Origin of the sequence: Candidatus Synechococcus spongiarum SH4 (assembly GCF_000586015.1) — a bacterium.
In the GTDB taxonomy this organism is placed as follows: domain Bacteria; phylum Cyanobacteriota; class Cyanobacteriia; order PCC-6307; family Cyanobiaceae; genus Synechococcus_B; species Synechococcus_B spongiarum_F.
This window is the reverse complement of record NZ_JENA01000040.1, coordinates 1-9,986: the sequence shown is the minus strand read 5'-3', so window position 1 is coordinate 9,986 and position 9,986 is coordinate 1. Positions and strand designations below refer to the sequence as shown.

13 protein-coding genes and 1 pseudogene are annotated in these 9,986 nt (G+C 63.6%); 7 read left to right on the top strand and 7 right to left on the bottom strand.

The window, feature by feature from the left end; genetic code table 11:
• Positions 1-82: 82 nt before the first annotated feature.
• The 3 genes and pseudogenes from nrdR to psbB form a co-directional block, all read right to left on the bottom strand.
• On the bottom strand, positions 83-583 hold the full coding sequence (gene nrdR, locus BG35_RS0103270) for a transcriptional regulator NrdR (protein WP_025781686.1): 501 nt from the start codon (positions 581-583) through the stop codon (positions 83-85).
• 149 nt (positions 584-732) lie between these two features.
• The gene (locus BG35_RS0103260; RefSeq protein WP_025781685.1) at positions 733-828 is read right to left on the bottom strand and encodes a photosystem II reaction center protein T; all 96 of its coding nucleotides are present in this window, start codon (positions 826-828) and stop codon (positions 733-735) included.
• Positions 829-844: 16 nt separating this feature from the next.
• Positions 845-2,406: pseudogene (psbB, locus tag BG35_RS10035) on the bottom strand (photosystem II chlorophyll-binding protein CP47).
• Positions 2,407-2,636: 230 nt separating this feature from the next.
• On the opposite strand from psbB, the gene BG35_RS0103250 reads away from it, so the two are divergent.
• Together BG35_RS0103250 and psbM are read left to right on the top strand one after the other, a co-directional pair.
• A complete protein-coding gene (locus BG35_RS0103250) occupies positions 2,637-3,080 on the top strand; it encodes a 2Fe-2S iron-sulfur cluster-binding protein (protein WP_236619758.1) in 444 nt (147 codons plus the stop codon).
• 126 nt (positions 3,081-3,206) lie between these two features.
• Positions 3,207-3,311 (top strand): photosystem II reaction center protein PsbM, encoded by a 105-nt coding sequence (psbM, locus tag BG35_RS0103245; protein WP_025781683.1) that lies wholly within the window; start codon positions 3,207-3,209, stop codon positions 3,309-3,311.
• Between the two features lie 108 nt (positions 3,312-3,419).
• Here the strand turns inward: psbM and BG35_RS0103240 are convergent, their stop codons facing one another.
• Positions 3,420-3,716 (bottom strand): S24/S26 family peptidase, encoded by a 297-nt coding sequence (locus tag BG35_RS0103240; RefSeq protein WP_152535148.1) that lies wholly within the window; start codon positions 3,714-3,716, stop codon positions 3,420-3,422.
• Between the two features lie 50 nt (positions 3,717-3,766).
• A complete protein-coding gene (gene sodN / locus BG35_RS0103235; protein WP_025781681.1) occupies positions 3,767-4,267 on the bottom strand; it encodes a superoxide dismutase, Ni in 501 nt (166 codons plus the stop codon).
• 261 nt (positions 4,268-4,528) lie between these two features.
• On the opposite strand from sodN, the gene BG35_RS0103230 reads away from it, so the two are divergent.
• A complete protein-coding gene (locus BG35_RS0103230; protein ID WP_025781680.1) occupies positions 4,529-5,617 on the top strand; it encodes a Gfo/Idh/MocA family protein in 1,089 nt (362 codons plus the stop codon).
• A gap of 45 nt (positions 5,618-5,662) precedes the next feature.
• Positions 5,663-6,922, top strand: a complete 1,260-nt coding sequence (gene cbiE / locus BG35_RS0103225) for a precorrin-6y C5,15-methyltransferase (decarboxylating) subunit CbiE (RefSeq protein WP_034416799.1) — start codon at positions 5,663-5,665, stop codon at positions 6,920-6,922.
• Here the strand turns inward: cbiE and BG35_RS11430 are convergent.
• The gene (locus tag BG35_RS11430; protein ID WP_025781678.1) at positions 6,864-7,430 is read right to left on the bottom strand and encodes a DUF192 domain-containing protein; all 567 of its coding nucleotides are present in this window, start codon (positions 7,428-7,430) and stop codon (positions 6,864-6,866) included. The two genes, cbiE and BG35_RS11430, sit on opposite strands and share 59 nt — an antisense overlap.
• A 117-nt stretch (positions 7,431-7,547) precedes the next feature.
• On the opposite strand from BG35_RS11430, the gene BG35_RS0103215 reads away from it, so the two are divergent.
• From BG35_RS0103215 to BG35_RS0103205, 3 genes are read left to right on the top strand one after another with little or no spacing between them, the layout of a single operon-like run.
• Complete coding sequence (locus BG35_RS0103215; protein WP_025781677.1) at positions 7,548-8,009, top strand: hypothetical protein; 462 nt, start codon at positions 7,548-7,550, stop codon at positions 8,007-8,009.
• A gap of 34 nt (positions 8,010-8,043) precedes the next feature.
• Positions 8,044-9,255: a lipid-A-disaccharide synthase-related protein gene (locus BG35_RS0103210; RefSeq protein ID WP_025781675.1), complete on the top strand. Its 1,212-nt coding sequence runs from the start codon at positions 8,044-8,046 to the stop codon at positions 9,253-9,255.
• Complete coding sequence (locus tag BG35_RS0103205; protein WP_025781674.1) at positions 9,255-9,560, top strand: DUF8620 family protein; 306 nt, start codon at positions 9,255-9,257, stop codon at positions 9,558-9,560. The genes BG35_RS0103210 and BG35_RS0103205 overlap by 1 nt, the downstream gene beginning before the upstream one ends.
• Here the strand turns inward: BG35_RS0103205 and BG35_RS0103200 are convergent.
• Positions 9,499-9,986: DUF1731 domain-containing protein (locus BG35_RS0103200; protein ID WP_025781673.1), on the bottom strand; the 488-nt coding region annotated here is incomplete at its 5' end. The two genes, BG35_RS0103205 and BG35_RS0103200, sit on opposite strands and share 62 nt — an antisense overlap.

Below are 9,986 nucleotides of genomic sequence, written 5' to 3'. Positions count from 1 at the left end.
CGGCAGCCTGCCGGAAGCAGGGTGAATCGTGAAGGTCCCTGGCGACTGCCGCACCGCCATGGGAAACACTCACCTTAGCAATTCACGGTCCTGGCGTTGAGAGGTTGGAACGCAGCCGCAACGGTTGCTCACCGCGCTTCTCCAGAAGCCGGAGGATGGCGGAGAAATCGTCAACGCTGGCAAATTGACCGTAGACCGAAGCGAAGCGAATGTAGGCCACCTCGCTAAGCTGGCCCAGCCGGGCCAGTACCAGTTCCCCCAGTTCCTTGCTGGTAATTTCCCTGTAGTTGCGCTGCTGAAGGAAGCTTTCCACCTCCTCGACGATGAGCCTCACCTGCTCTGGCGTGACCGTTGTTTTTTCGCAGGCCTGACTCAGGCCGTGGAACATCTTACCTTGATTAAACGACTCACGTCGACCATCCCGCTTGACCACAGTCAGCGGAATGACTTCCACCCGCTCGTAGGTGGTAAAACGCTCGTGACAGCCAAGGCACTCACGGCGACGGCGCACACTGCGGCCGAGATCGGCAGGGCGTGACTCCAGCACGTGACTTTCTGGATGCCGACAGTTTGGACACTGCATCAGGGCTGGTTAAGCCATGGGCAAAGTATAGGACACCAGTTACACCGTCCACTTGCTTTTGTAATCGGACCCCCATCCAAACCCCAACCGCAATGGCGGGGGCTTGAACAGGGGTCCGGGAAGGGGGCTGGCTGCGTTCAGCCGTTCATTCACTTGCCGATCTTCGGGGGATCTCGGAAGGCAATGGCAAAGAACAGGGTGGAGAGGGCCAGGAAGAGAATGAGAATGTAGGAGAGAGATTCCATGTTGAGCTCCTGGGGTTCAGCGAGTGGGGGTTCCAGCTTGGGACGCAGCCGCCTGTGTGGGGAGACGGCGGGTGGATTCGTCACCAAGCTTGCGGAACAGTCCAAATTCCACCTGATCGCCCAGATCGGGATCAATGCCGGCGAACACATCCCGATAGAGGGTGCGGGCCCCGTGCCAGATGTGGCCAAAGAAGAAGAGCAGGGCAAAGCAGGCATGGCCAAAGGTGAACCAGGCCCGGGTGGAACTGTGGAAGGTGCCGTCGGAGTTGTAACGCTCCAGGTCAAACGCAAAGGGCTCGCCCAGTTGAGCCGCTCGCGCCAGTTTCCTCACCTGGGCCGGGTCCGTAACGGTTTGCCCGTTGAGCTCGCCGCCATAGACGCTGGCTGTAACACCGGTCTGCTCGAAGGAATAGCGCGCCTCGGCCCGACGGAAGGGAATATCAGCCCGAACCACCCCGTCTCCGTCTTCCAGAACCACGGGGAAGTTCTCGAAGAAGTTGGGCAGGCGCCGCACGGACAACTCCCGACCTTCCCCATCGTAAAGACCGGGTGACCCAGCCAACTGGTGGGCAGCCCATCCCCGTTGACCATGGGACCCACGCGGAAGAGGCCCCCCTTGGCAGGACTGTTGCCCACGTAGTCATAGAAGGCCAGCTTCTCGGGAATGGTGGACCAGGCTTCTTCCTGGGTTGCCCCGTTGGCCTGCGCCACGTCCACCCTGCGGTTGATCTCCTGCTGGAAGTAGTTCTGATCCCACTGGTAGCGGCTGGGGCCGAACAACTCGACGGGGTTGGCCGCGCTGCCGTACCACATGGTCCCGGCCACCACAAAGGCGGCAAAGAACACTGCAGCGATGGCGCTGGACAGCACCGTCTCGATGTTGCCCATGCGCAGAGCCCGGTAGAGGCGTTGGGGTGGGCGGCTGGTGATATGGAAGATGCCGGCGATGATGCCGACAATGCCGGCAGCAATATGGTGGGCCACGATGCCACCGGGATTGAAGGGGTTAAACCCACCGGGGCCCCAGTCCGGCTGTACAGGCTCCACGTGCCCGGTGAGCCCGTAGGGATCGGAGATCCACATCCCCGGACCAAAAACGCCGGTCAGGTGAAAGGCGCCAAAGGAAAAGCAGCCCAGCCCGGCCAGCAGCAGATGGATGCCGAAGATTTTGGGTAGATCAAGGGCTGGTTCACCGGTTCTGGGGTCGTACCAGATTTCCAGGTCCCAGAAGGTCCAATGCCAGATGGCGGCCAGGAACATCAAGCCGCTAAACACGATGTGGGCCGTGGCCACGCCTTCGAAACTCCAAAAGCCCGGATCCACGGCTGTGGCGCCGGTAACATCCCAGCCGCTCCAGCTTCCCGTGACGCCAAGCCGGGACATGAAGGGCAAAACAAACATGCCCTGACGCCACATGGGGTTCAGGACCGGATCAGAAGGATCAAAGACGGCCAGTTCGTACAGGGCCATCGAGCCCGCCCAGCCGGCGACGAGAGCGGTGTGCATGATGTGGACGGCTAACAGCCGCCCCGGGTCGTTGATAACAACCGTATGCACCCGATACCAGGGCAATCCCATTGTTTGGTTCCAGGGGTGATCTGCGAGAAGTGGAGAACCAGATGGCTCTGGTTCAAGGGAGAGCGACCGATGGCCGATCAGGACATCAATGTAAGAGCAGGACTATGGCCATGGGCCGCCCCCGTCGCGAACTGCAACCTGGCCCGTAACACAGGCCCGCCCCACACTGTCCCGGCGTTTCCGTTCAGAATCGGTGTTCCTCTCCCGAGATTATGCCCACCATCCACTTCTTGCGAGAACAGTTGGACGTTGATTGCCCGACAGGCGCCATCCTCAGAGACGTGGCCCTGGACGCCGGCGTGGAGCTCTACGGCCTCAAGGGGAAGCTGGGCAACTGCGGGGGCTGCGGTCAGTGCAGCACCTGCTTTGTTGCCGTGGCCGGCCGGGACGAAGACGCCTGTCTCACCCCGCGGACGGCGCCGGAACAACGCTTCCTCAAGAGACGGCCTGTGAATTGGCGCCTCGCCTGTCAAGCGGTAATTCGGGATTCCCTGGTGGTGGTGACCCGTCCCCAGGCCGGTTGGCCCGGGGGTGACCAGGCCCTGGCTGCTGCCGTGAACGCCATGACCGTGAACGCCGCGGCAAGTCCCCAGGCGAGCCCCTGCCAGGACAGTGGGTCAGATTCGGATGACGGTGATGGTGGTGAAACTGGCGACGGGAGCGGGGAGGCCTGATTGGGAGCTTGCCTGACCACAGGCTGTCCTGGGATGGAAGTCAAAAACTGCAAAGCCCATGGCCGCTATCCCTCTGCCCATGGCCAGGAATGGTAAGCTCAATCTGCTCTGTTCTGCCGTTCCCGGATGGAAACGAACCCCCTGGGTTTCATCACCAGCCTTTTATTTGTTTTGGTGCCGGCCCTGTTTCTTGTCATTCTTTACATCCAGACCAACAAGCCGCAGACCTGACCGTGGACTGGGCCGCCCAATCGGCTCAGCCAGAGGAGCCAGGTCCATGGCCTGGGCGCTGGCCATGATACGCCTGTGTTGAGTGCGTCCATGGCTGGCCCTGCCCAATCAACTCACCCTCAGGCGGGAGACGCCATGGCGCCCTATTCGCAGGACGGCCCGGCCAATGATGTCCTGCAGTTCTGCATCCCCCAGATGGCGGCTGTCGGTTGATAGCGCTGAAACTCCCCGCAGCCTGAACCGGCCGGACTTGGCTTCCTGATCAACCAGTTTGATGATGGTTCCCAGGCGCCGATGGCGGACGATGACAATCGTTCCAGGAGAGGGTCTCTCCCCGGGCGAAAATCGGCGAAACAGAACGAAGTCCCCGTCTTCCAGAGCCGGCGCCATACTGAGCCCGGACACGCGAACAATCCCGAAACCCGGCAGTAGGACAATGCTTTGAATCAGGCGGATCAAAGCACCGGATAGACCACCGCAAGGCTGGGTGGATAGGGGCAGGCTTTCCTGGTGGTCTTGATGCCCTTGGTGGCCCAGAACATCTCGGCAAACTGGTTCACCGCCTCCACCAGGGCTTCTCCGTCAGCGCGGTTGACCCCCTGCTTGCAGGCCCCGCCCAGCAGCATGATTTTATGCACCACGCCACTGGCATCCGGAAACGCCTCAAACTGCGGCGTCTTGAAATAATCGCCCCAGATGATCCGCACCTCGTGCTTCACCTTCTCCGCTTCCTCTTCCTTGCGCGCGACGCACCGGGCGATGCTGTTCCGGGTCGCCAGGGATGCCATGTCGCCGCCCTCGGATTTCTCTTCCATGATGTCCATCAGGCGCACGACCGATAGGGCTGCGATCAAGGCCGTGGAAGGATCATAGATTTTGCAAGGGATGTCGCAATGGGCTTCAGCCCGTGGGAACGGATGGATGGCGTCCAGAGACTGGAGAAGACGGTGAAGCATGGGTTCCTTCCTGGCCTGGTTCATTCTGGTGGTATTGGATCGTTGCTGGCGAGGCAAACGCGACGACCTGGAAAGAGATGCTATCAGGTCTCGGGTCTGAAGCGTCTCGGTTCAGGGCATCCTCCGTGTGCCAGCCTACGCCATCAACAGGGTCGCTTCCCCTGGGTCAGGCTATGGAGCAGGAACCCGCCTGAGGCGCGAAGCACATGTCACTTGCCGTGACCTGTAAGGCTTGAAGGCTGCTGCTTGATGCTCCGCGCCATGACGTCTACCGTTCCACCCCTGCGGGTTGCTGTTGCCGGCCTTGGATTCGGTCGCAAGGTGATTGTGCCGGCCTTGCGGGCTACGGCGTCCACCACCGTCACGGCGCTGTGGCATCCCGACCCCCCCAAGGTGACGGCGGCAGCCCAGGGGGAAGAGGTGCAGGGATTCAGTGATTTTTCCGCCCTGCTGGAGGACGACCGCGTGGACGGGGTGGTGATCGCCACTCCGCCCATGGTCCGTGCCGAACTGGCCCGGCAGGCCATGGCGGCGGGCAAGCCGGTGCTGCTGGAAAAGCCGGTGGCCCTCTCCGCAGCCGAGGCGCGGCAACTGCGGATCCAGGCCCTGCAAGGTGAACTCATCTGTGGCGTGGATTTTGAATACCGGGCCGTGCCCCTGTTTCAACAACTGGCTGACCTGGTGCAACAGGGAGGTATTGGCCAGCCATGGCTGGTGAAGTTGGACTGGCTCATGAGCAGTCGCGCCGATCCCGGTCGCCCATGGAGCTGGTACGCAAGACGGGACCAGGGCGGTGGCGTTGTGGGCGCCCTGGGGGTTCATGCCTTTGACCTGCTGACCTGGCTGTTTGGTCCCGTTGCCTCCGTCCAGGCCAGGCTATCCACCGCCGTCACGTCACGGCCCGATCCCACCAGCGGCTGGCTGCGTAACTGTGATGCCGAAGACGTGGCGCTGATTCAACTCACCTTTGCCCGAGGCGGCGTGGCCCAGGTGAGCCTCAGTTCCGTTGCCCGCCATGGTCGGGGCATGTGGCTGGAGATCTATGGCAGTGATGGGCAGGTGGTGCTGGGAAGCAGCAACCAGAAGGATTACGTCCACGGCTTCACCATGCAGGTGGCGCGCCGTGGGGGATCCCTGGAGCCTCAGATGGAGGAGAGCGCCTATGGATTTGCCCGCACATGGTCGGATGGGCGCGTTGCGCCGGTGGCCCGGCTGCTGGACTGGTGGGCCACAGCCGTGGGGGAGGGGCGTCCCATGATTCCCGGTCTGGCGGAGGGCCTGGCCAGCCAGATGGTGGCCGATGCGGTGCGGAAGGCATCCGAGGCGGGCATGGCAGTAGAGATGACGTGACCGTGACGGCAGGGATGAAGGTTGTGGGCGTCTTGCAGCAAGGCCATGGCCAGGATTGACGTGATTGGTTGTGATGCGGGAGTCCCCGACACCATGGCGGCTCCCCAGCGCCAACTCCTGAACGGTTGCGACTGCCTGCTGGCTCCCGCCCGGGTGCTGGAGCAACTCGAACCCCTGGCCGGGACGCAGAAGATGCACAGCATGGATCCTCTGGACACAGGGCTGGCATGGCTGGCCCAGCAGCACCGGCAGGGGAAACATTGTGTGGTGCTCGCCAGCGGGGATCCCCTCTGGTTTGGTCTGGGCCGTGCGTTGCTGCAACGGTTTCCCCGGGAAGACCTTGTCTTTTATCCGGCGGCCACCTCCATGCAGCAGTTGTTTGCACGGCTCAAGCGTCCCTGGCAGGACGCCGCATGGGCCAGTCTCCATGGCCGCGCTGCCGACAACCTAGTGGCCGGACTCCGCCGCCACCCCAGCGCCCTGGTGGTGCTGACGGATCCGGGCCAGGGTGGCCTGGCTGACGTGGTGGCCATTCTCCGTTCCGTCCAGATGATCAGTTGCTACGACCTCTGGTTGGCGGAACGGCTGGGGCATCCCACGGAGCGCCTGCGCCAAGTGCAGCCCGATGCCCTGCCCACGGACGTGGACCCCCTCAATCTGGTGGTCCTGCTGCGACGCCCCGGTCCCCGGGTTGCGCCGTTGCCCTGGTTCGGCCTGGATGATGGGGTCTGGCGCCAGCACGGGGACCATCCGGGCCTGATGACCAAGCGGGAAGTGCGGGTGCTGCTGCTAGCGGAGTTGAACCTGCCCCCCTGTGGGGTGATGTGGGATTTGGGGGCCGGCGTGGGCAGCGTGGGTCTGGAGGCCATGCGGCTGCGACCCCGGTTGGAGGTTCATGCGGTGGAGCGGCGGGTGGGGGCCGTTCCCCTGATCCGGGGCAATGCCGTAACCGTGGGTTGCGACCTGCACAGGCTCCATGTCTACGGGTCCTCCGCCCTGGCCGTCCTTCACAAGCTGCCTGACCCGGATCGGGTGCTCATTGGCGGCGGTGGTGATCGTCAGGCCATGGTGGAGCAGGCGGCGGCGCGCCTCAAGCCCGGTGGGCGCATTGTGCTCCCCCTGGCCACGCTGGAGGCTTTTGCATCCGTGCAATGCCAACTCCGGGATGCCGGTCTGGCGGTACATAGCCTCCAGGCGCAGATCAGCCGCGGGTGCCCGGTGGGGGGGCACACCCGTCTCCAGCCACTCAATCCCGTGTTGATTGTGAGCGGTCGTTCTCCCCACCCGCATCCTGCAACCAACTGAAATCCACCACGGTCCCCTCCGTCCAGTTGCGCCGCCGGGCCTCGCCGGCAGCCAACTCCACCACGTGGTCAACGGGTTGTCCGGCCCCGTAGGTGGGGCACGGCATGGCCCGGCAGGGGGGAACGTCGTGGGCCACTTTCACAATGCGCGCCGTGAGCACCCCAGCCGGATCGCCGTTCCCATTGCCGTCAGGCTCGTACTGCTCCAGAAACACCAGATCCAGGGGAATCAACACGTTGCCCATCCAGAAGCTGGCCTCCTGCTGATCAAAACGGAACCACATCCCCCGCTCCGGCAAAAGCCGGGAGCGCCCCATTAACCCAATGGAATACTCCTGCGGCGTATCCGGCACTTCCAGGGCCACACAGGTGGATGCCGGAGGCTGATGTTGACGTTCCCCCGGCACGGGACCGCAAACCTGGGCGCGGATGGGGAGCGTCTGGGTTGGCAGTGCAGCCTGGCTCAGGGCTGCGGCGGGGGTGAGCAGGGTCGCCAGGAGCCAGGCCATGGGCAATGGCGTGGATGGGAACAAACGCTGCGGGCGGGACATGGCGCTGGAGGCTAACGGTGGAATCCGGTGTGTCGTACCGTGGGATTCCCAGTACAGGATCCGGACCCATTCAAGATGGTTGATGACGCCATCCCCGCCGGGGGGCCTGGTGATGAGCCCCGGAATGCATTCGAGCAGGCCCTGGCGGCCTACCGGAAGGGGGGCAGTGCCGAGGAGTTGCTCCCCACGTTTCTGGACATTGTCCGCAACTCTCCCAACCATGGGGCTGCCTGGACCTGTCTGTGCTGGTTGCAACTTCTGGCCAGCCGCCCCCTGGCGGCCTTGAAATCGGGGCGCATGGCGGTGCGGCTGAGCCCCCAGGATCCCCAGGCCCGTCTCAATCTCAGCCTGGCCATGCTGGAAACCAACACCAAGGGGGTCAGGGAGCAGATTCAGAAGATCCAGAAGGTGCTGACCCTGTCCCCGGAACTCACCGAAGAGATCAGGCAGTCCATGGTGGACGGCCTGGAACGCCGTGGGGACTGGGAAACCTTGCGTAAGGTCAAGGCCTGGATCTTCCCCTCCCGCGACAGTTGATCAACAACCCTGGCCGTCCCCTTCTCCGGCAACCATGATCCGCTCCCATGCTCCAAGGCTTTTGCTGGTGAGCAATGGCCATGGGGAAGATCTCAGCGGCGCCCACCTGGGTCGGGCTTTGGCCGGGTTGGGCGCATATGCTGCCGCATTACCCTTGGTGGGCCATGGGAAGGCCTACAAACAGCTTGGTATCCCCACGGTGGCCGCAACCCGCAGTTTCCCCACCCATGGCATGGGCTACCAGAGTCTTTGGGGTCGTCTTCAGGAGTTGGTCAATGGCCAGACCATCGACGGATTGAAACAGTCCATGGCCGCTGTGGGCCTGGCCCGCAGCTATAGCGCTGTGGTGGCTGTTGGTGACGTGGTGCCCGTGGTTGTGGCCCGTCTGAGTCGTCGCCCGTCCTTCTGCTACCTGGTGGCCTACTCCAGCCACTATGAGGGCAGGCTGAGGCTGCCCTGGCCCTGTGGTCCCATCCTCCAAAGCGAGTGGTTTCGGGCGGTATTCAGCCGTGACCGGCACACCGCTGCGGACCTGAGCACCCAGTTGAATCGGAAGGTGCAGTTTCTTGGCAATCCCTTCATGGATGCCGTGGGGGTCAGCCCCCTACCACTGCCGTCTCTGCCTCATCCCCGTGTCGGCCTGTTGCCCGGCAGCCGCCTGCCGGAAGCGTTGGATAACCTGGCGCTCATGCTGGCCATGCTGGCGCATCTCCCCCGGCAGCTGGGCAGGGATTCCCTGGGACTGGCCGCGGCGCTGGTGAAGGACGTCACCGTGGATCACCTGGGGGCCATGGCGGCAAAACAGGGCTGGCGTCTGCAGCAGCGTTCGCCCCGTTGTCCTGGTGCTGCCGCCATGGAACTGGTCCACGGCTCCATGGGGGTGGAACTCTATTGGGGGCGCTTTGCCGACGTGCTCCACGGCAGCCAACTGCTGGTGGCCATGGCCGGGACCGCCACGGAGCAGGCCGTGGGTCTGGCAAAGCCGATTTTGCAGATGCCTGGGGCCGGACCGCAGTTCACACCCGGATTTGCGGAGGCCCAGCGGCGCCTGCTGGGGCCGGCTGTGTTTTGTGGCGCGGGACTGCCCGGCTCTGTTGTCAACGCCCAGGACACGGCACGGCTGTTGATGGTGCTCTTGCGGGATGGGGACATGCCCACCATTTGTCTGCGCACAGCCCATGAGAGGATCGGGGCCCCTGGCGGTAGCAAGGCCATGGCCCAGGCAATTCTCGGGGGCTTGAACTGATGGGGCGGTTCACCCACCTCCTGCAGACATGCAAGACCTGGATGGATCGGGTCCTGATGGTCAACGTGTTTCTGGTGATGGCTGGCGCCCTCTGGTTTGTGGTGGCGGTGGCTTTCCACGGCCAGGGGCTGGAGCAGCCCCTGGGGTGGTTTCAGCAACTCTGGACACCCATGTTCATGCCCGCCATCGGTCTGCTCATGGCAGCGGCGCTCCTCAATGGGGGCCTGCAGTGGTTGTTGCGTCTCAGGAAGAGGCGTGAACAATCTCTTTCAGGGCCTCGGGCAATGTTGGATAAGCAAAGCTGAAGCCACGCTCCCCGAGGGCCTCAGCCCGCACCCTCTGCCCCTTGAGCACCACCATGGCCCCATCCCCCAACAGGGCCTGGAGCAAGGGGGCGGGCACAGGCAGCAGGCTGGGGCGTCCCATGGCCTGCCCCAGGGATGCAGCCATCTCCCCCATGGTGACAGGGTTGGGGGCAACGGCATTGTAGACGCCACGGAAGGCCGGGTCCGCCAGAGCAGCCACCATCAGCCGACAAAAATCGGTGCGGTGAATCCAGCTCATCCATTGGCGGCCGCTGCCTACGGGTCCACCCACACCCAGACGAAACACCGGCAGCATCTTGCCCAGGGCGCCGCCGTCAGGCCCCAGCACAATGCCGATGCGCAGCACCACAACACGACAAGAAGCCTGGGCAGGCCGGGTGGCCGCTTCCCACTCCTGGCACACAC

What these genes read in the sequence shown, in the direction of transcription:
- BG35_RS0103260 (WP_025781685.1), bottom strand. Translation starts at nt 828, where the DNA reads ATGGAATCTCTCTCCTACATTCTCATTCTCTTCCTGGCCCTCTCCACC.
- BG35_RS0103210 (WP_025781675.1), top strand. Translation starts at nt 8,044, where the DNA reads ATGATCCGCTCCCATGCTCCAAGGCTTTTGCTGGTGAGCAATGGCCAT.
- BG35_RS0103230 (WP_025781680.1), top strand. Translation starts at nt 4,529, where the DNA reads ATGACGTCTACCGTTCCACCCCTGCGGGTTGCTGTTGCCGGCCTTGGA.
- nrdR (WP_025781686.1), bottom strand. Translation starts at nt 583, where the DNA reads ATGCAGTGTCCAAACTGTCGGCATCCAGAAAGTCACGTGCTGGAGTCA.
- BG35_RS0103205 (WP_025781674.1), top strand. Translation starts at nt 9,255, where the DNA reads ATGGGGCGGTTCACCCACCTCCTGCAGACATGCAAGACCTGGATGGAT.
- psbM (WP_025781683.1), top strand. Translation starts at nt 3,207, where the DNA reads ATGGAAACGAACCCCCTGGGTTTCATCACCAGCCTTTTATTTGTTTTG.
- BG35_RS11430 (WP_025781678.1), bottom strand. Translation starts at nt 7,430, where the DNA reads ATGGCCTGGCTCCTGGCGACCCTGCTCACCCCCGCCGCAGCCCTGAGC.
- BG35_RS0103215 (WP_025781677.1), top strand. Translation starts at nt 7,548, where the DNA reads ATGGTTGATGACGCCATCCCCGCCGGGGGGCCTGGTGATGAGCCCCGG.
- sodN (WP_025781681.1), bottom strand. Translation starts at nt 4,267, where the DNA reads ATGCTTCACCGTCTTCTCCAGTCTCTGGACGCCATCCATCCGTTCCCA.
- cbiE (WP_034416799.1), top strand. Translation starts at nt 5,663, where the DNA reads ATGGCCAGGATTGACGTGATTGGTTGTGATGCGGGAGTCCCCGACACC.